22 protein-coding genes and 1 tRNA gene are annotated in these 20,007 nt (G+C 40.9%); 10 read left to right on the top strand and 13 right to left on the bottom strand.

All coding sequences use genetic code 11. The features are described 5' to 3' along the window. Nucleotides 1-47 precede the first annotated feature (47 nt). Complete coding sequence (locus tag J2Z48_RS03835; RefSeq protein WP_307251225.1) at nucleotides 48-443, bottom strand: hypothetical protein; 396 nt, start codon at nucleotides 441-443, stop codon at nucleotides 48-50. A 294-nt stretch (nucleotides 444-737) separates the two neighbouring features. On the opposite strand from J2Z48_RS03835, the gene J2Z48_RS03830 reads away from it, so the two are divergent. Together J2Z48_RS03830 and J2Z48_RS03825 are read left to right on the top strand one after the other, a co-directional pair. Then, the gene (locus J2Z48_RS03830; protein WP_307251224.1) at nucleotides 738-1,067 is read left to right on the top strand and encodes a PadR family transcriptional regulator; all 330 of its coding nucleotides are present in this window, start codon (nucleotides 738-740) and stop codon (nucleotides 1,065-1,067) included. A 13-nt stretch (nucleotides 1,068-1,080) separates the two neighbouring features. Then, nucleotides 1,081-2,007 (top strand): pentapeptide repeat-containing protein, encoded by a 927-nt coding sequence (locus tag J2Z48_RS03825; protein ID WP_307251222.1) that lies wholly within the window; start codon nucleotides 1,081-1,083, stop codon nucleotides 2,005-2,007. Nucleotides 2,008-2,152: 145 nt separating this feature from the next. On the opposite strand, the gene J2Z48_RS03820 is transcribed toward J2Z48_RS03825, so the two are convergent. Continuing rightward, complete coding sequence (locus J2Z48_RS03820) at nucleotides 2,153-2,908, bottom strand: amidohydrolase family protein (RefSeq protein ID WP_307251220.1); 756 nt, start codon at nucleotides 2,906-2,908, stop codon at nucleotides 2,153-2,155. 175 nt (nucleotides 2,909-3,083) lie between these two features. Between J2Z48_RS03820 and J2Z48_RS03815 the strand changes: the two genes are divergently transcribed. Together J2Z48_RS03815 and rnz are read left to right on the top strand one after the other, a co-directional pair. Beyond that, nucleotides 3,084-3,884, top strand: a complete 801-nt coding sequence (locus J2Z48_RS03815; protein ID WP_307251218.1) for an HAD family hydrolase — start codon at nucleotides 3,084-3,086, stop codon at nucleotides 3,882-3,884. Nucleotides 3,885-3,922: 38 nt separating this feature from the next. Beyond that, nucleotides 3,923-4,846 (top strand): ribonuclease Z, encoded by a 924-nt coding sequence (rnz, locus tag J2Z48_RS03810; RefSeq protein WP_307251217.1) that lies wholly within the window; start codon nucleotides 3,923-3,925, stop codon nucleotides 4,844-4,846. A 45-nt stretch (nucleotides 4,847-4,891) separates the two neighbouring features. Here the strand turns inward: rnz and J2Z48_RS03805 are convergent, their stop codons facing one another. After that, a complete protein-coding gene (locus J2Z48_RS03805) occupies nucleotides 4,892-6,097 on the bottom strand; it encodes an MFS transporter (RefSeq protein ID WP_307251216.1) in 1,206 nt (401 codons plus the stop codon). Nucleotides 6,098-6,330: 233 nt separating this feature from the next. Here J2Z48_RS03805 and J2Z48_RS03800 point away from each other — a divergent pair, with 233 nt between their 5' ends. From J2Z48_RS03800 to J2Z48_RS03790, 3 genes are all read left to right on the top strand, one after another. Then, entirely contained in the window at nucleotides 6,331-6,624 is a 294-nt protein-coding gene (locus tag J2Z48_RS03800) for a hypothetical protein (RefSeq protein WP_093293787.1), read from the top strand. A 225-nt stretch (nucleotides 6,625-6,849) separates the two neighbouring features. Further along, on the top strand, nucleotides 6,850-8,340 hold the full coding sequence (locus tag J2Z48_RS03795) for a S8 family peptidase (protein WP_307251215.1): 1,491 nt from the start codon (nucleotides 6,850-6,852) through the stop codon (nucleotides 8,338-8,340). A gap of 103 nt (nucleotides 8,341-8,443) precedes the next feature. Continuing rightward, nucleotides 8,444-9,007, top strand: coding sequence for a 3'-5' exonuclease (locus J2Z48_RS03790; RefSeq protein ID WP_307251214.1), 564 nt, complete (start codon nucleotides 8,444-8,446; stop codon nucleotides 9,005-9,007). Nucleotides 9,008-9,080: 73 nt separating this feature from the next. Here J2Z48_RS03790 and J2Z48_RS03785 read toward each other — a convergent pair. The 3 genes from J2Z48_RS03785 to J2Z48_RS03775 form a co-directional block, all read right to left on the bottom strand. Next, nucleotides 9,081-9,164 (bottom strand) — tRNA-Leu (locus J2Z48_RS03785). Nucleotides 9,165-9,383: 219 nt separating this feature from the next. Next, entirely contained in the window at nucleotides 9,384-10,430 is a 1,047-nt protein-coding gene (locus J2Z48_RS03780) for a hypothetical protein (RefSeq protein WP_307251213.1), read from the bottom strand. Further along, complete coding sequence (locus J2Z48_RS03775; protein WP_307251211.1) at nucleotides 10,427-12,193, bottom strand: HSP90 family protein; 1,767 nt, start codon at nucleotides 12,191-12,193, stop codon at nucleotides 10,427-10,429. The genes J2Z48_RS03780 and J2Z48_RS03775 overlap by 4 nt, the downstream gene beginning before the upstream one ends. A 194-nt stretch (nucleotides 12,194-12,387) precedes the next feature. Here J2Z48_RS03775 and J2Z48_RS03770 point away from each other — a divergent pair, with 194 nt between their 5' ends. Beyond that, nucleotides 12,388-13,299, top strand: a complete 912-nt coding sequence (locus tag J2Z48_RS03770; protein WP_307251209.1) for a DUF5655 domain-containing protein — start codon at nucleotides 12,388-12,390, stop codon at nucleotides 13,297-13,299. 120 nt (nucleotides 13,300-13,419) lie between these two features. On the opposite strand, the gene J2Z48_RS03765 is transcribed toward J2Z48_RS03770, so the two are convergent. The 7 genes from J2Z48_RS03765 to J2Z48_RS03735 all read right to left on the bottom strand — a co-directional run bounded on the left by J2Z48_RS03765 (nucleotide 13,420) and on the right by J2Z48_RS03735 (nucleotide 17,501). Continuing rightward, complete coding sequence (locus J2Z48_RS03765; protein ID WP_307251208.1) at nucleotides 13,420-13,776, bottom strand: lasso peptide biosynthesis B2 protein; 357 nt, start codon at nucleotides 13,774-13,776, stop codon at nucleotides 13,420-13,422. Next, entirely contained in the window at nucleotides 13,773-14,033 is a 261-nt protein-coding gene (locus J2Z48_RS03760) for a PqqD family peptide modification chaperone (protein WP_307251205.1), read from the bottom strand. Before J2Z48_RS03760 ends, J2Z48_RS03765 begins: the two co-directional genes overlap by 4 nt. After that, complete coding sequence (locus J2Z48_RS03755; protein WP_307251204.1) at nucleotides 14,014-15,639, bottom strand: asparagine synthase-related protein; 1,626 nt, start codon at nucleotides 15,637-15,639, stop codon at nucleotides 14,014-14,016. The genes J2Z48_RS03760 and J2Z48_RS03755 overlap by 20 nt, the downstream gene beginning before the upstream one ends. 91 nt (nucleotides 15,640-15,730) lie before the next feature. Then, complete coding sequence (locus tag J2Z48_RS03750) at nucleotides 15,731-15,835, bottom strand: lasso RiPP family leader peptide-containing protein (RefSeq protein ID WP_307251203.1); 105 nt, start codon at nucleotides 15,833-15,835, stop codon at nucleotides 15,731-15,733. 1 nt (nucleotide 15,836) lies between these two features. Next, nucleotides 15,837-16,883, bottom strand: coding sequence for a protein-L-isoaspartate O-methyltransferase family protein (locus J2Z48_RS03745; protein WP_307251429.1), 1,047 nt, complete (start codon nucleotides 16,881-16,883; stop codon nucleotides 15,837-15,839). Nucleotides 16,884-16,987: 104 nt separating this feature from the next. Then, entirely contained in the window at nucleotides 16,988-17,206 is a 219-nt protein-coding gene (locus tag J2Z48_RS03740) for a hypothetical protein (protein WP_307251201.1), read from the bottom strand. 13 nt (nucleotides 17,207-17,219) lie between these two features. Next, nucleotides 17,220-17,501 (bottom strand): hypothetical protein, encoded by a 282-nt coding sequence (locus J2Z48_RS03735; protein WP_307251200.1) that lies wholly within the window; start codon nucleotides 17,499-17,501, stop codon nucleotides 17,220-17,222. A 500-nt stretch (nucleotides 17,502-18,001) separates the two neighbouring features. On the opposite strand from J2Z48_RS03735, the gene J2Z48_RS03730 reads away from it, so the two are divergent. Together J2Z48_RS03730 and J2Z48_RS03725 are read left to right on the top strand one after the other, a co-directional pair. Then, nucleotides 18,002-19,414, top strand: coding sequence for a helix-turn-helix domain-containing protein (locus tag J2Z48_RS03730; protein ID WP_307251197.1), 1,413 nt, complete (start codon nucleotides 18,002-18,004; stop codon nucleotides 19,412-19,414). 178 nt (nucleotides 19,415-19,592) lie between these two features. Beyond that, nucleotides 19,593-19,847: a hypothetical protein gene (locus J2Z48_RS03725; RefSeq protein ID WP_307251195.1), complete on the top strand. Its 255-nt coding sequence runs from the start codon at nucleotides 19,593-19,595 to the stop codon at nucleotides 19,845-19,847. Nucleotides 19,848-20,007 lie beyond the last annotated feature (160 nt).

The following is a 20,007-nucleotide window of genomic DNA, read 5'->3' as shown; positions in this document are numbered from 1 at the left end:
AAAAAGATCAGGCAACTAATCCTGATCTTCCTTGGCTTGTAAATATACTATTCTCCAAAAAATCCAATCGAACCGGTAGCATTACAGCCAAGTTTACTTTGACAAATTAACTGTAAAGCATAATCGCCTTCTTCAACGTACTTATGAACAGATTTATTTCCATTAGGAGAAATATAACCATTAGAAACTACTTTCGTATTCCCGTATCGATCTGCTTGTAGGACATTATATCGAATTTCTTCATGACCTTGAGACTGATTATTAATCGTCACAATAAGCTGTCGACTTTGGCCGTGCACATTCAGATACTTCGATGTTGCATTGGATTGATGTTCTAAAAGATCAACATCTTGTCGGTGTTCTCCATGAGCGAATACTACAGAAGTACTTAAAGCAATCACAGCAGTTGAAACGAGAGAAGCAATTTTCATTTTCATGTTCACATTTCCTCCTTATGTATATTAAACTACTTATTTATAATACTACTAAAAAAATATTTTTTCTATAAATATTTTTTATTCTATATAGATGGAATATTAAATAAAAAATGATAGACAAAATAAAGCAAGACTCCACCGATCCGTCATCTCTGAAAACATACACTTCTCCAGAGCCTGAAGATAGGCTCTTCTTTGTTGTCACCATACGAGTTGAATTATCAATATACAACAATGAACAAATTACCTTGACCATCATAGTAATATATCGTATGATGCAGATGTGGAGGTGCGTCACATATGAGCGAGAACAAAATGACATCCGGCCTGTTGCGCGGGCATACAGATACGATGATTTTACGACTCCTATCCGAAGCAGACCGCTATGGCTACGAGATTGTGAAGCTAATCGCCGAGCGTTCAAGCGGTGAGTATGAGTTAAAAGAAGCCACGATGTACTCCAGCGTTCGCCGGCTTGAGGTCGACGGTGATATTGAGTGGTATTGGGGTGGTGAGTCCCAGGGAGGACGGCGTAAATACTTTCGGATTACCGAAAAAGGAAAGATGACCTACGCCCGTAACATGCAAAACTGGGAGTATGCCAAACGCATACTTGAAAACTTATTATAGGAGGCTTGATGGGATGAATGAGAAATTAAATCACTATCTAGATGGCGTTTTCGCGCCGTACGATGGGGTGAAAAGCGTCGACGAATTAAAGGCTGATCTGCTGACGGATTTACAAGAGCGGTACCGTGAACTGAAAGCGGAAGGCAAGGATGATGAAACCGCTTTTGAGATAACCGTTGAAAGCATCGGCGATATTGAGGAAACAGTACAAGAAGTAGCGAACCTCTCTCATACACTGGAGCGACAAGTGATAACAAACTTAAGCGCAAGTAACCTGACCAAAAGCGATCTCTCTGGCGTTATCGCGCATAAGGGAAATTTCTCAGCGAGTGCATTACGTGGTTCTAACTTTGCAAATGCTGACTTAACTGGTAGTTCCTTCCATTCCAGCGATGTACGCGAAGCCAACTTTGCGGGTACAGATTTGACGGGCAGTTCTTTCAAAGCAAGCGACGTGCGTGAAGCTACTTTTGACGGCGCGAATCTGACTGATTGTAGCCTATATGCAAATGATCTTACTAATACAAGTTTCCATGAATCGATCTTAGTCCGCACGAAATTTAGTGCCTCTGGACTAGACGGGGCAACCTTTACAAACGTAAAAATGACGGATGTCACGCTAACCAAGACCGATCTCCGAAAAACGATCTTTACAGGTTGCTCCTTTAACGGTGTGGACTTCAAATATTCCGATCTACGAGATGTATGTCTGGATGGGCAAACCTTTATTGGTGTCAAATTTGGCAAAACAGCGCTAAAAGGGACTTCATTTAGAGGCGCTACATTTAAGAATGTCTCCTTCCACCCAGGATTTACATTAACGAACAAATATTATCGAGCGATTAAAACCTTCTGCTTTGACGAAGCCATGATGGATAAATTGACTTATGCATCGCTATCAGGCATGGGAGCTGATTTATCAAAGGTTACAGTTAGATAAAGAGAGGGCGAACCAGACTCCTTTTATGAATTCCCCCCTTGATAGCCACGATTAATATGCACCTCTTAGATAGACAGTTGAAGTAGTGAGGCTACTATCTAAGAGGAGTTTTTCTATAGATAGATCTACTACTCAATCAGTTCTTTCACCTCTCACAATCCAATCTATACCACTTTATCGCATTATCATAAAGTACTTTTCTAGCTAAAGCTTCACCAAGGGTATCCACTACTAGGTTCACATCCGAATGAGCAAATGGTCTAGGTGCTCTGGTGGAAGGCAAATCGGTTCCGAATAGTAATGCATCCGGATTTACTGAAGAGATCGTCTGCAAGGCTTCTCGAACATCAAGCTCTATTCTCCCAAATCCAGTTGCCTTTACCCGAACTCCTTTTTCTACTAAGCTTAATAAAGTGTGAAAGCCATCTCTTGTCAGACCGAGATGATCAATCGAAACAGCTGGTAAATCGATTACTGTTTGGGCAATTTCGGATAGCGATTTTGAATCAATATATAATTCCACATGCCATCCAACAAGCTCATAAACACGCTTAGCAAAGTACTCCAATTGGGCTAAGCTCTCCGATCCTCCTCTCTTCACATTAAATCGGACCGCTTTAACCCCCTTACCATCTAAATGAAAAATCTCCTCGTCAGAAGTGGTACAAGGTAATTGGGTTACGCCGACAAAATGGGTTCCCAGCTTGTCAAGTACATCGATTAAATAGCTTTGGTCAAAGGCTTGAAATGATCCAGAGACAATAGCGCCCCCGACAATATTTAGTGTTTGCGTGCGATCTACATAATCGTCGACTGTAAAAGGTTTCGGTTTATATCCTTGGTTTTCGACGATAGGAAAGTTCGGGTCGATAATATGTAAATGAGCATCGAAAATTTTCATGATATAGCCCCTTTTCTATTCTTTTTTAGCATCCGTTTGTATGTGGGACTCATTCTCATTATAATGGAATCACTCTATATCTTTTTCTTTTATAAACAAAAATTTTGATTCATAAATAGTTTGTTTCCTTTTAGCAAGAATATAAATAACAAATCCATACGAGATGAGCGATACGATGATTCAATTCTTTGTAACAGACCTAGATAATACCTTGCTAAATGACCAAAAAGAAATCAATCCCGAAGATCAACTAGCACTCGAAAAGCTAATCGCAGCAGGCGTGAAGATCTGTTTGGCATCTGGACGAAGCGATCACGAGCTAAGCAAAGTAATGAATAACCTAGAAGCAAAATACCATCGAATTAGCCAAAATGGTGCCTATGTCCGTACTCCAGAAGGTATGAGCCTACGTTCGACTGTCTTTGAAGGCGATTTGGCCAAGCGAATTTATGAATCTGCCGAGGAAAAAAATCTGTTTGGATTTATCGCAACCGAAGACCGCATCCTCATTCCTAACCGGGATCATCCCAGCATCCCCGAAATAGAAAAAGGATTAAAAATCGAGTTTGAAGAACATCCTGGAGCGCTTCATGAAATTGGTCAACAACTTCAACCAAGTAAATTATGCTATTTTGGCACAGAAGATCAATTACACGACCTTCAAAGCCACATCCAGCACTATTTTCCAGATGAAGTAGAAAGCTATATCTCAGATGTCCACTGTATGGACTTTATGCCCAAGAATGTATCCAAAGGAACTGCGTTAGCGTATTTATTGGACTACCTTCAGATCCAGCCAGACTGCGTAGCTTGTGCGGGCGACTCCTACAATGATATATCGATGTTCGAACTCATCCCGCATAGCTTCGTCATGAAACATGCCAATCCAGAAGTTAAAGCTCACGCCAAACGCGAAATTCAATCTGTCTCGGAAGCAGTAGAATGGATACTTCAGTACAATAAACAGGTACAATAGATAAAAGATTACTTTGCCATCAAGGGAGAGCGAAATGTATGCGGGTCCAATTTTTAGGCACAGGGGCGGGAATCCCTTCCAAACAGCGAAATGTGTCATCATTGGCCATCCAATGGTACCAACACGGTGGACAGACGTGGTTGATTGATTGTGGGGAAGCAACTCAACACCAAATCCTTCAATATCCAGTTAAGTTAAATAAAATCAATCAAATTTTTATTACCCACTTACATGGCGATCATATCTACGGATTACCGGGGCTACTTGGAAGCCGTTCCTTTCAAGGCGGAGAATCACCCCTACGGATCTACGCGCCAAAGGGATTGCAAGAATGGATCCATGTTTCCCTACAAATTAGCTCAACCCACCTTCGTTATTCTCTTGAAATCATCGAGATTTATGATGGGATGACTTGGTCCGATGACTCCTTTCACTATGTAGTTAAACAATTAGAACATGGCATCCCTTCTTTCGGATTCCGATTCGAAGAAAAGGGTCAATCAGGTGCCTTGCAAGTACATAAACTACAGCAGATGGGAATAGCGCCCGGTCCCCTTTATCAACAACTAAAGCAAGGAAAGAAAGTTCAATTAGAAGATGGCACATGGCTAAACGGTGCTGACTACTTATCCGATCCGGTCCAAGGTCTACGCATGGCTGTAGTCGGTGATACCCGGTTCACCTTAGCCAGCCATGAATTAGCTGATGGCGTAGACCTCCTCATCCATGAAGCTACATTCCGTGCAGGACAAGAAGAACTTGCCCGAAATTTCTTCCACTCCACCAGCACACAAGCCGCCACGATCGCAAAGCAGGCAAACGTGAAGCAATTAATTCTCAATCACATCAGCTCTCGCTATCAGCCCGACGAGATCGAGCAACTACTCGCCGAAGCGCAGTTCATCTTCCCTCAGACCCTCATTTCCTATGATGGATTTGCCTTTGAGTGGGATCAAAAATGAGAACAAACATAAGAGCCTGTCTCACTATGAGACAGGCTCTTACCTCTAACTAGCTTGCTTTTCTATACTCGTGCTCGGCTCAAGTCGAATGGCTTCCCGAACTGGATACACGATGGCTAATATCACGAAGGCAAGTAGACTACCTCCGAGGAAATAGAACAAACCGTTCCCACCTGTACCTTGGATTAAAAACGACCCCAGATACGGACCCGCGATCGAACCACAGCTAAAGTGCATTCCTGCAACAGCATTCCCTAGCGGTAGATATCGTTTGGGCAATAGGTCGGTTAAATAGGTTAATCCCAGCGAAAAGAGTGAACCAACTAACCCTCCGACAAGTCCAAATGCGATAACGAGCGCAAACATGGAGCCCATCAGGTACGGAATCATCAACATCCCTAATCCACCTAGTAGACAAACGGTCATCAACAGATTCTTCCGTCCCCACTTCTGACTTAATATCCCCAGCGGAACTTGGAACAACAAACTTCCCCATACAAACGTACCGATCAAATAAGCAATCGAATCTGCTGATAGGTTCGAGCGAAGCCCAATGATCGGAAAATTCCCAGCGAGTGCCGTTTCTAAAAAAGCATATAAGATAGGCGGACAAAGCGCGATCAGTCCGACTCGATAAACCATAGAAAGACGTAATTTTTCTTTGCTCGTTTCAGGTTGACTTAAAAAAGTAGTACGTCCACCTTCTAAGCGCATCATCAATGGTACCGTTATAGCCATGAGTAAACCAACTGCGATAAACGGAACTTGAAGTCCATATGGTAACAACTTTAAAAACAAGGGTCCAATCCCAAATCCAAGACTATAACTAAATCCATATAGTGATATCCGCTTCCCTTTTTCATCGTCAGGGCACGTAGAAGTAATCCATAATTGAGTTGTAAAGTGTAATAAGCTGTCCCCAGCTCCTACCAAAACTCGGAGCAATATCCAGACCCAGAATCCCGTGACATACGGAAATAAAAACATACAGATTGCCGCGCTTAACAAGCCGATTGCAATGGCTGTACGATATCCGACCTTCCGAACCACTTTCGCAGACAAAGGGGTCATGATCAGCATACCCACATACAACATCGATGTTCCTAGACCATTCTGAGTCGCGCTCATGCCTTGCTTCTCAAGCAAAATAGTCAATAGCGGAATCAACATGCCTTGTGTTACACCAGCCACTGCTACGATCCAAATCAAAATATAAAACCGCTTCTGTGACCATTGTTGAATTTGAATCATTCGCATCCCCTTCTCGCCTAGTAGTCAATTCGACTATTATATCGATTTATTAAATAATTAGCAAGGCGAAATAAAGTAAGAGGCTTCAAAAAAAATCAGGTGTAATATCATAAAATTTTACCTCAAAAACTTGACTAAATTTCAACTTCGAGGTATATTTTATTAAATATTAGAAATTTTTTCTGGTATTTGGGTTTTTTTACATATTGTTTAACTACTTAGAGGTGGTTGATGTGCGGAAGTTTGAGCTATCTGTTTTTGGAAGCTGGACCTTAAAAAAATTTGCATCAAAACGAAAATTAGAGTTATGGGCAGATCAGCAATGTATCGGGGCAATAAAATTATACAACGTTATCGCTAGAGGAACGCATTACTCAGGAAAAATAGAAGTAATTACCGATTTGGATCTGTCTAGCTTTTTTCAAAAGCATAGACACTCCTATATCAAACGGAATTACACAGATAACGGAAAATATACAGAAGAGCGTACCCCCGTCTACATCAGTCCAAGTGTATTTATTTATTGAATAAGACCTTTATCAGATCCAATGACAACCGGGTAGTAATGCCTCTCTCTACTTGAAAACTAGATTTAAGGAACCGTTACTACCCAATAACGAATGAATTTTATTAGCCCCACTCCGTCACGGGACAGCCTCATTAATTTCTTACTAAAATGAATATTTTTAATATTAGTTCAATATGGTAAGATATATTTTGCATGCTATCCTTTAACAAAAGGTGGGAATTCAATGCGTTCACGGAAAGCTAAGATATGGGCAGTCATCAGTGCTGCCGTCTTCCTCGTCATTTTCTTGACTTCTTGGTTTGTCATTTGGAAATCGACAGAAGAAAAACCAGATGAACCCGAAAAAGAGGTCGCACCAACTGCCCAATCCAGAGTGGTTGTGAAAGTGAAACCCTCCATCCAACTCCCTTATCAAGATGGTGCCGAACAATCCCTCAATCAAGAGCAAAAATCAGCACTACCTTCGGATTTGAAGTTAAAAAGACTGTTCACTTCTGCTGATCCACAACAACTTCAATCCCTGCAACAACAAGTAAATAAGAGTCAAAAGCCAGATGATCAAGTAGATCTCCTGCGCTATTTCGTAATCGATGTTCCCCAAGGTTCAAACCCCGATGACTTAGTCCAGAAACTAACCAAGTCTCCATTCGTCGAAACAGCCTACGTAGAAGGAACCCCCGTTATCCCCCCAGCCGTTAACCCTAACAATGATCCCCTATCCCCTAACCAAGGTTATCTCAATCCAGCTCCAAACGGCATTGACGCTAAGTTTGCTTGGAATCATCCAGGCGGAGACGGCGCTAATGTGACCATAGCCGATCTGGAGCAAGGGTGGAACCTATCTCATCAAGATCTCATCGCCCAAAACATCTCCATTATTTCAGGTCTAAGCCTAACTTCCCAAAGTCATGGAACCAGCGTTTTAGGTGAGTTAGTTTCGACCGATAACACAGTTGGCACAGTTGGAATCGTCCCTCATGCCACATCCAAAGTCGTCTCCCAATGGCGCACCAACTCTATCTATAGCACCGCTGATGCCATCCTAAGTGCGGCACAGAATTTAGCAAAGGGAGATGTTCTCCTATTAGAAGCCCAGACCACTTATCCAACGATGTCGAATTATTTACCTGTAGAGGTGGAGGATGCCGTTTATGATGCGATCCGATTCGCAACCAATAAAGGCATCGCCGTCGTCGAAGCAGGCGGAAATGGCTCCAATAATCTAGACAACTTCCGCAATCAAGCCGGTAAATATATCCTGAATCGCAACCTTTCTGACTTCCGAGACTCCGGCGCTATCATGGTCGGAGCAGCCTCTTCCTCCGCTCCTCATGCACGATTATCTTTCTCTAATTATGGTAGTCGCATCGATTGCTATGGCTGGGGACAAAACGTCACCACGACCACCGGAAACGTCGGGCAAAATACAAGCTACACAAACTCCTTTAGTGGAACATCTAGCGCCTCGCCCATTATCGCAGGAGCAGCTACCGCGCTAAATGGAATCACCAAAGCAGGCTATAACGGCTTCACGTACAGCCCTACCGATATCCGTACCATTTTAAAATACTCCGCCTTCTCTACCCCTTCCGCTAGCGCAAATGACAAAATTGGTCGTATGCCTAACCTAAAAGCCATTACCGAATACGTCCTACAGATTGGGTCGAATTCCAAATCAAAAAAATCAATCGCTCCCAAGCCGCCTATAAAGTAAATAAATTCTATTTTTTATCGCTGGATAGCAGGCATTTACCCTGTTTCCAGCGTATTTTTTATGTAAAGTTATCTAATATTTATTTGAGAGAGGAGGGAATCGTTTGAAAAACATTATGGTTCTCGACGTGAAAACCACCTGCTACCCTACTGGGCAAACGCCTGTCCAATTTATCCCCGAAGTCATCCGCATTCAAGCCATTATTCTACACACGGATCGTATGCGCATTCTCGAAAAATACCACTGCCATATCCAGCCCACTATATTCCCTCACTTATCCCATTTTTGCACCGAGTTTATCCAAATCCAGCAACAAGAAGTGGACACAGGAATCTCATACCCAGAAGCCATGCAAACCATCGGGCAACTTACCGCGCAATACCAATCCATTCCTGCATTCTGGGGATACTACGGTCATCTACAATTAGTTCGCCAATGCAAGAGGCTTCAAGTCCCACTCCCGATCCCCAAGCGTTTTATCACCATCAAACATAACTACAGCAAGTTTTACCAACTAAAACACATGAAAAAATTAGGACACGTTCTCCAATACCATGGTCTAGAATCCTCCGTCCCTCCTACAGACCCGATAGCAGATGCGAAAAAAGTGGCCAAAATCATATCTATCCTACTCGAAGAGGGCTGGGAACACCGTTATTTAAAATAAAATACGACAACGTAAAAAAGCCACCCCACCCCTGTATCGGATAACAAAGGTAAGGTGGCTTATGTATGAGTACTGGTACCGAAGGTGGGACTCGAACCCACACTCCTCGCGGAACGCGATTTTGAGTCGCGCGCGTCTGCCATTCCGCCACTTCGGCATATCATTTTTGGATGAATTGTTTGGCTCATCCGAACTACTTTATTGATAATAACATCACTTTTCATTCTATGTCAACAAAATCTCTATAAATCTTTCACATAAAAAACAAAGAGGGTCATAAAAAACGCCATCCTCTCCTATTGAAACGAAAAAGGATGGTGTTTTCGGATTTTAGTATTCTTATTTTGGTATTCTTGGCATGATAGCTCTACCCTTATTATCTAGGTTTAACCATCTTTCTACATGCTTCTAGTTTCTCTCGCACTTCTATTATCTTCTTTTGATAACCATCATTTCCGTTACGCCCGTCAAACTTTTTTGCTATGGACTCTACTTCATTGGTTAACCATTCATACGTAACATGGTCAGGAATGTTTAAGGTATGTTGGTATTCTCCTATCTCTTCGAATAGGATGCTAGCGGCTAAGAAGAATTGGAACTGACAATCTTTTTCGTAGAGTGACAAAGCCTCTGGTAGATGCCTCTGAAGGAGGATCGCTGCTTCCTCTTTATCCACTACAGTTAGAAATTGAATATGTTTCGCTACAGATGGGATAAACCCTTTTTCACCTCGGATCAACGGATATCCTGTTTGATAGTACTGCCATGCAAGCTCCACCTTACCTGCCTGCAAAGTCGGTAGAAGAAAATCGGCATAGGTAGTAGAAGGAACTGTGCGGCAACCTTCCCAACCTTGAAATAATGATTTGGCTAAGTCTTCTGCTCGATGTAAGTCTTTTTCTAGGTAATAAGATACTTGATGATCTCGTTCACAAGCCCGGCAGTCAGACATGCGATCCCTAGGCTCCTCCATCCATAATTGAAAATATTTCTCTGCTTCTTCTAGATCCCCTCTCTCAAAAGCAAATTTCCGTTTCTGCCAATAGTAAGGACGAAGTTTATACCCTAACTCCTGATATCTCCTTTTCAGATCTGCTAACGTTTCTTCTACTTTCTCTACACTAATTTGCGGAAATCTTTGGATATGTTCTGCAATCCACTTATATGTCCACATAATATTGTGACTCACAAATCGCCCCGGCTCTTTATCATACTGAGCAAGACACCAAGCAAAAGCAACGATCGCTTTTTCTCCTCTACCTAAGAAAACGGCTATGTTTATATAATTCATACGTTCGTAAAAAGCATTATCTACTTCTTGAAGACTATCTAACATACGAATCGCTTCTTCCATTAACGTGAGCTTTGCATCTCCATCCGGAAGCGAGGCAGCTTGTCTTAGCAGTTTCTGATAATCCATCATTTCTCTAACCTCCAGCTGATAAACTGTCGTAAGTTCTTGTTTAATAATTTCATTTCTGACTGCTTTAATGGATGATGTCCCAATAAAAGAGCTTGTACATACAAAGTCTCAATGACCGATCTCTGCAATTTTGGATCATCCGAGTGGAAGAGTTGTTGGATCGTTGGATTGTCATAGTTAAAACAGAGTTGGGCGAAGGTAGGCTTCACACCCTCTACGACCATCTGATCGATAATGGAGGCAAATAGATCATTCGTCTCCTCTTTGGTATAAGAAGCATTACGGAAAAAGGACGCCTCTTTATTATTGGTATATAACGCTGGTAACTCGCTCGGGTTAAATTTTTTCACATCACATTCGCATTGAAACGGTTGAAGAACTAAATTTGCGACCCGCAAGAATGTATAGGCTTCTTCTCTTTCCTTCAACGTAAGATCCACGAAGTTCTCAGAAAATGTACTAGCATCTACCTCCTGTATCTCAAGCTCTGGAAAGACGTTTGGTAACTTTCTCAGAAGTTCCGAATCGTGGACATACCCTCCGTTTAAAAGAAGAACGGATTGCGCTTTTGCTACTTTACTCACTTGGCGGAACTGGTCTACAGATGAAGTGTAAAGAATCATATCCCCTTCACTCCGTATCTCCTTCATCGTCTTCCTCCCTAGAGAAGTTTCAAAAGGTAACCAGTCGACAAAGAGTGCATAAAGCTCATCATCTTCCACTGCTAATGACTTAATAGAAGAATAATGAACATCTAGGATCTCCCAGAAAGTATCCGATTGCTTTTCTGCAAGATTGACCAAATACTTCTTAATACAATCTCCCAGCTCTACACGAACCAACTCTAGTAGATCACTCTGGTAAAACTCCTCTCGTGAGGCAGTTAAGCGGAGTCCATCTGCATTTAAAACACCCGTAACAAAGAAAGCCCAATCCGGTAAAATATTACTGACCTTTTCTGATAAAAGCATCTGTTTCACATAAACCTGATGGGATTGTTTTGCATTCGTGCTAACAGCATATGGCAAGACATATGCGATCCCTTTGACACCCCCGATAGTAGAAGAAAGTGGAATCGCATCTAGGTGTCTTGCTCCATTTCTCGCTTCCGCATATTGGAGGGCTGCTTCTGTCCTCATCTCCCACGGAGCTATTTCCTCGTTTAAACGAATCCGTTCTTCTCCATAAAAATAAATAGGATAAGGTAGAAATTCCCCATAATGCTTTACATATTTCCGTACACTATCTGGCTGAAAATATTCTTCAAACCCTCTCTTACTCTGTAAAAACACCTTCGTTCCAGGTAGCATCTCCTGATCTAACTTCTTAATCTGATAGCTTCCATCCGGCTTCCCACGCCACTCGATTACCTCATCCGAATGAACCGATCGAGTAATCAGCACAATCTCCTCACTTACAATAAAACAAGAGAGCAAGCCCACACCAAAGCGACCAATAAAGTCTTGCTCCTCTTCGCCACGCTTGGAAGTTTGACCAATCTGCGACAAGAACTGATGAACCTCTTCTTCTGTAAGACCAATCCCATTATCTTCTATGTACAACGTAGGGGGCTTTGTCGGCGAAGTAAATAATTCAATCCCAATCGTACCTTCGTGCTCTGCTGTCACTTTTTTACGTGCTGTAAGGGCATCCACACCATTTTGAATTAATTCCCGCAAATATACATGCGGTGTACTATATAAGTGGTTAGATAGTAAATCGATCATCCCTTTTAAATTTACTTTAAAGTGAAATTGACTCATCATTTAGCTCCTTATAAACATCTATGTAATATTATTAATTAAAATAGTCCACGTTCCATTCATCATTTTATCATGATCTAACTGCCTTACTGCCACTTGATTCCCCCAAAAAAGTATTTGTAATCTACTTGCTATTAAAGGAAGATTATAATAGTTAAGAATGATATACTATTTATGTTCAGGAGGGAATTTATTTGGGCGATATTAAACTATTCCGTATTAACAATGACTACGTAGAAGAACTAGCAGGACGATCCGTTACAGTTGAGAAATCATTGCAAAACACATTAGAGCAGCATTTAGAAACATTTCTAGGCGTACGATTTCTAGCCACTGAATACAGTACAGGCAAAAAGCATGCCGGCAGAATCGATACTTTAGGTATTGACGAAAACAACTCACCCGTCATTATCGAATATAAGCGGGCTGTAAATGAAAACGTTGTCACACAAGGTCTATTTTATCTCGATTGGCTACTAGATCACAAAGCAGAATTTGAGTTAATGGTTATGCGTAAATATGGTGCTGAAGTATCGAATACTATAGAGTGGAGCAATCCACGCTTATTATGTATTGCAGGTGGTTTTACTAAATTTGATCGTCATGCAGTTGAACAGATTCATAGAAACATCGAATTATATGTTTATAAATATTACGATGACGGGCTACTATTACTTGAATTAGTAAACGCAACTACTGCACAAACCATGCAGATCAGTGACAATACTGTTACACAACGTAATGTAAAAGTTAAAACCGTTTCCGATTACTTGGAACAAGCCAATACGCAAGTTACAGATAGGTATGAATCATTAAAAGCATACATGATGGCCTTAGGCGATGATGTACAAATCAAATTTCTAAAGCATTACATTGCCTTTAAGCGGATTAAAAACTTTGTATGCCTTGAAATACACCTCCAGACAGGGCGAATATTGCTATATGTAAAAGTAGATCCGGATCAAGTTACATTAGAAAACGGTTTTACTCGCGACGTCAGGAACATAGGGCATTTTGGTACTGGGAACTTAGAAGTTGCCATCACAAGCGATGCAGATATTGAAAAGGCGAAACACTTGATTAGCATGGCTTATGATGTTAGTTAATGAAGTCTATTTTTTATTCGAACCTACTCTCGACAACCCAAAAAGCCACCTCAAAAGCACGTAAAAAAGTGTAATAAGGATTTACTCCCTATTGCACTTTTATTTTATTGATATATTGATTTAAATCACCAATATCTTTTTATACGTCTCTGCTTCCCCGTCTGTCCTCTGACCATCCACTTCGATCCACGCATGTGAAGCAAAGGGCGCAAGCCTTACACCGATTAACCAATCTACTGATTTCCTCTTAGATGTTACATATAAAAATAGAGCAAGCGATTCCTCTAAACAAGCCGTTCGAGAGAGAAACAAGCGTTTTGCCTGTTCAATTTTAACGAAAGCCTGCTCCACTTCATCTAGAGAACATATCTCTTTACACTTATCTTTTCTTTTACGAAGAAATGGCTTTAATTGCTCGACACTTCTAGTACGAATGAGAAATATCGCGATAACCAGACAAATCCATCCTCTTATCATAATCCAAATATCAACTCTTTCTCACTAAGATTACGGATAAACTGTTCCATATCATTCTTTGCTCTTTCAAATGGAATCTCGTAAGCTCTACTTATATGATGGATAGCCAACTCTATTTCGCCACAAAGATTGACTTGTTCCAGAAATTCTGCCCCTGTTTTATTAATAGCGAAAAAGCGATTCGCTCGACAATCTAATAAAACCCATCTCCCCTCTATTTCGGTTAGTTGAATATGTTCAGGAATTGAAAACTGCATCCTGCTCAGTCCCTCCTCTGTCTTGAGCTTTTTTCGTTTGGCGTAACCACATTTCTAATGATAGTGTCTGATGAAACTCCGGAAGCCTTACCGGTACGCCCATAGATAGCCTATGGAAACACTCTTGGAATTTCTGAATGTCTACTAATCCCATTTCAGCTAAAATCATTTGTTGAAAGTTTTCTTGAAACCACGAAAACTGCTGCCTCATTCCATAGTAGACATCGGAAGTATAATTACCTTTCGTATTACGAGTTAGAAGACACTCGGGAAGGTCATGCTGAAATGCTCTCTTCAGTAGTGGCTTCAATTCATAGGGATTCATTTTCTTTTCCGATGAAGTCCGCATACAAACCCTAATCACATTATGATCTACGTATGGAAAACAAATATTCACTTGCTCCTGCTCCGATAAGTCTTTTAACCCATGCGAAATGTGCCCCAAATACTGAATGCCATGAATCGTGTTGGATACACCTTGATAGATCGAATAATTTTCTTTTGGAAATGCTGTGGAAAAAGGAAGCCATTCAGGATGGTTACTCATTGGAGAGAGAGGATGTCTTTCTTTAGGCGTGAATGGAAGTCGAAGGGCAAGCTGGATAGAACCCCTAATCCAACTAAAAGGAGATTGCTTTTTAACCTCTGCCCATCCTTTTGCATGAGATAAAAAAGTCTTCCACTTTCTTCGATGAATTAAGTCCACCAAGTACGTGTGATCTGCTCCTAGAACCGTATCTCCACCTTCCCCACTGAAGTGAATATCCGATTGATTCTGCTTTGCCCATAATAGCTTCGCCTTCACTTTATTGGCGGACCATAGAAAGGGAATAGGAGCATCAGCCCTTACTTTGTCGATATTTGAATAGATCAGAGGGATTTCATCCTGGGAAATAACAGTTTGCTCAATATTACTTTGCTTTTGTACGATTTCCTTTGCTATTATACAGTCTTCATCCTCTTCTTTCCCTACAATGGTGATAGATTTGACCTGATTTCCTTTAGATGCAATCCATGTAAGAGTAGATGAATCCAATCCACCACTTAAATCACTAGTAATGTGCTTATTCCTACATCTTAGTAGTACGGATTGGGTTAATTCGTTCTTTAATTGATCCTGCGCCATCTCCCAAGATAGTGAAGGTTCTTCATCCACATCCCATGCTTGGAAGACATGAACTTTGTCTCCTTTATATCGAAGCCCAAATCCACCAGAAATCATATTAATTGCTTCATATGGGGATTCTGACTCGATATGCGTTCCACCTGTAAGTAAGTATCGACGAAGCCAAGGAATATGTAGTTCAGAATTCACTTTTTGGTGGATAATCGAAAGATGAGAAGAAACTAGTAACTGTTCTTTCTGTTTTGCATAATAGATTGGTCGTACATTCCCTAGATCAGCAAATATCCATAGTTGGTTAGATATGCGTATAATGGATTGATAATTTCCGCGAAGTGATAGGATAAACCTTGGACTTCTATGGGATACAAAATGTCGAAAGGCACGATATGACTCTTCCTCATTCGATAACATTTCCCCAATAAAATAACATTCTGCATCGCGATCGTGGTAATGAATGGTTGGGTCCGTTATCAGTTCCATGGACAACCCATCCACCTTGTAAGTACTAAGGAACACTAGCATCATTCCTTCCTAGAATAAATAGGAGGGGACGGATCTGTCCCCACTCCATTTAGTGTTGATACGCGTTTTCATCAGCTGTATCAGCATACTTTCTGCCCAATGTCATCTCTTCGAAAGAGCCGATTTCAATTACTTCTGGAGCTTGATATTCCACATTACACACCTCCTTTCAATTTCACCTTCACTTTATTCCCTACAAAAAAAGGCTGTAACTGTTCATAACTAGGGCATCCGATATCATTCCAATCGTTCCACCAACTCTTCAGAACATCAGCATGCTCCTGATCTGAGATCATCCACTGATTTGGCTCATGATCGCAAACAAGGGCAAAGCCGTCTGGACTGCTGTAACCTACCCAATATCCGTAATCAGGGTGAAAGGCATATGTGAAGCCGTCTGGATTTGTACCTAGTAGATAGGCACGAATATCTCTTCCGCTTTCTTCAAATGGGGATGTTTCTAGCTGTGAGCGATAGAATATTTCGGTCCACTCTTGATTGGAAACTCCCTTTTCCATCCATTCGGAACTCGCCCAAACTGGGTGATCTTCGTCACCTACCAAACTTGCATGTATCTTCTCTCCAGAAAGATTTATATCCTTGACGGGTTCAGAATACATCATGATATACCCATCTCCACTAACCGCTTCCCCATGTAACAGTCCATTTTTATTTCTTATTCGAACCGTAACCGTACCTCGCGCCATAGGAAGAACTTGAAAGGGAGCAACAATAATGCCATTTTCACGTATCTGCTCCTTCCAAGCCGCTGGAAAAGCAGGTGGGGTCGTCCAAGCAATAATGCGATCATAAGGCTTTTGTGAATCATAGCCGTTTCTTCCATCTCCGGTTATAAAAAGAGTGTTATGGATGTTGTTTCTCTTACACAATTCTCGTGCCCTCTTGGTCAACTCTGGTTCAATATCAACAGAGACGACAGATCCTCTTATGCCAACTAATTGGGAAAGCAGTGCTCCGCTAAACCCTGAGCCAGTCCCGATTTCGAGGACATGATCTCCTTCTTGCACGTCTAACATTTCCAGTCCCTTTCGGATTGCAAAGTTGGCTGTACTTTGTGTGACTTGTCTTCCATCTTCCCTGAGTACAAACTCGTCACGATCTATATGTTGAAATGCTTGATCTACTCTGTTCATGTGACTCCCCCTTTTTTTGATTTGAGTGGTGATGCAGGACAAAAACATAAAACCATCTTCATCTATATGAAAACGTTCCAACTAAAGCGATCTAAGGCAGTAGCAAGAACGTTGGAGTAAACGGGGTTGAACAATACATCAAATGAAGGAGTTTACACCGCTCTCCATCCAAAAAATCGATGCCTAGAAAACAATCGGAGCTTGTCCCAGGCTTCAAACACACCTACGCAATCCTGGAGAGAAAGACCGTACACATCTAAAAATTTTTGGATTTTCTTAGGACTCGTAATCTTTTTCTTGGTTTGGCTCTTGATGTGTAGGACATGAAGGGTTCGTTCGGTCGTGCTATACCAAAATCGAATTTCGTTCACTTCGATCCTCCTTTCAAGAACTTAGTTTCCTTTTAAAACGGCTGATCGTGATGGTTCCGACTGCAATCAGACACACATTTCGATGATATTTTGTATTCATCGTGTACCGCTGAATTTCATAATCATCTACCACCGTCGTCACGCGATCATATTTATAAAGCGCCTTCTCTTCGTTACATAGAGGACACATAAACGTTTGCTCTGTCTGTGGCTTTCGGCACTGAAATTGTTTACGAATTGCGATCCTACCACAATCTCGGCATTTTACTTCGGAAAAGTAAAGAGTTAGAGGCATGTTTAAATTCCACCTTTCAACACTTTATTTTTCTACGGATTCGATCATAATTATTTTTCAATTAATCAAAAAGTGGTATAATTTACACAACCATTTCATACTAAGCCGTTTCCGAGACGGCCCTCTTACACCAAGACATCGATCAGCTCTCCACACGATCCTGACTCCAAGATTCATTTCAACCTCACATGCCTAAGTGGAATACTGATCCCGACACCTTCCTGATCAATTGAATAACTACGAGATAATCACCTCCGCAGTAAGGACTAACCTCTCATCTCCGATTGTATTAAATAGTTAAATTATTTACAAATTTGTAAAATAAACAATTATTTATGTGGCTTCTTAGTAAAAATCAGCTCTGTTTTCTCATCATTCCAGAGGAATATACACCCTTTTTTACTTTCGGCTGTACAAGCTTCACTAAAATCTAGCTTGACGGTCCATTCATACTGAAAAATATATTTTGAGAAATTTTTTTGATCAAGGGAGGAAGCCCTGTGGACGTGTATTCGTTAAATGGACTCGGACACGTATTTCGGGAGAAACGCGAGGAATTAGGACATAAAATCGAGGAACTATCCGAAGAAGGTCTATCCATCGCCACCATCAGCAACTTCGAAACCGGCAAGAAAAAAGTGAGCAAAGACAAGATCATCCGCCTATTTGACAAAATTGACATCACCATGGATCAGATCCCTCAGCTACTGTCTGAGACAAAAAAACAGAGAGACCACATCATGAAGCGATTAGAACTTCAATTAATCGCAGTGGAGAATGAAATTGATTTCGTTGATGCTACCCAAGCTCTGAAAAAGATCAAAAACTTGCGGAATACGATTCAAGAAAAGAAGTGTCTGCCCCACCTAGCTACATTAGAGTATCTAGCAGGAAACGCATATTATAAAAAGGAAAACTGGACGAAGTCTCAAGATTATTACCACAGAGCCATACGCATCTGCCATGACCATCCTGAAATCGAACACTCTAATATTAAGGCAGGTAGCTTTTATGGCTTGGCACGTATTTCCTTCCGAAATAGTGACATCTCGAATGCTTTAAAGTTTGTAAGTGATGGTCTGACTTCTTTTCAAGATAATGGCGACCGAAAATATCTCCATCAGCAGCTTATGCTTAGTAAAGCAATTTACTCAGAAATGCTAGAGCGAAATGAAGATGCATTCGATACTTTATCGGAAATGTGGCAATGTTTGAATGAGATAGATACAGAAATCATTCTAAACATGTATCAACTGCAATCGAGTCTCTACATAAAACGAAACAAATACGACATAGCGATCTCCTATGCTGTAAAAGGGATTGATATTGCCCGAAGAAATAAAAACTTTGACCGTAGCTTCGAACTGTGGATCACACTAGGCAGTGCCTATATCCATCTTGGCAACTTAGATCAAGCCAAAATCTGCTTTGAGACCGCTTCACAGTTTGAAAGTAAAATTCGTCGCAAAATTTTATCTGTACACAACCTTATACAACTTGGGTTGTTATATATGAAAGAAGGAGATGCAAAGTACGCACAAGCACTCTTAGAAAATGCCGCAGGAAAGGCAAAAAAGGAGAACGATGCTTTGTTACTTTTCAAATCACTTGAGGCTTTAGGAGACTGCCTTCTTCAGCAGTTAAAACACGATGAAGCTCTGGGTCAATTCGAATGTGCCTATGAAATCGCACAAAAGCATTCTTTTCTTCTCCAAGAGCATAATTTATCGCTTAAGTTAGCCGAATTTTACGAGAAAGTAGATTTAACCAAACACACCAAATACTCTACACGATTTTACCGAATTAGTGTACAATTACGGCATAACGGAGGTGAAGAACCAGTGAAGTCCAACGAACAAATTCAATATCTAATGAATGAGCGACAATCGGTAGCAGATCCTCCAGATAACTAAAATGAAATAATACATTCATTTGCTGATAAAACCCTTTACAACTCTAAAGTAAGGGTTTTTTGCTGTTGATCATAATGAAACAATATACTATATCATCTAAAATTAATGTATATTTAGACTAAATAAGCGATCTAGCATCACTAGATCGTTGTCAATTCGATTCCGGAGGTGATAGCACATGATCTTGTCACCTGAGCCTCTAGGAGATTGCTTTCTTCAACAGTACAAGCATGATGAAGCTTTTGATCGATTCGAACAAGCCTATGAAATCGAACAAAAGCATTCATTTCTTCCGCAAGAACATCAGTTAACACTAAAATTAGCTGAGTTTTACGAGAAAGTAGATTTAACAAAACACACCAAATACTCTACACGATTCTACCAAATTAGTGTGCAATTACGGCATAATAGAGGTGACGAACACATGAAATGAATGAACAAATTCAATACCTAATGACTGAACGACAATCCGCTGGAGATCCGCCAGATGACTAAAATGAAATAATACATCCGTACCCCTTTAAAAATCCTTTACAACTCTAAGTAAGGTTTTTTTGCTGTTAATTGGATGGTGGCAACATAGAAATAACCTC

The organism is Croceifilum oryzae (assembly GCF_030814315.1).
Classification (GTDB): domain Bacteria; phylum Bacillota; class Bacilli; order Thermoactinomycetales; family Thermoactinomycetaceae; genus Baia; species Baia oryzae.
Note: the sequence above shows the minus strand (reverse complement) of the source record. Positions and strands in the feature narration are given on the sequence as shown.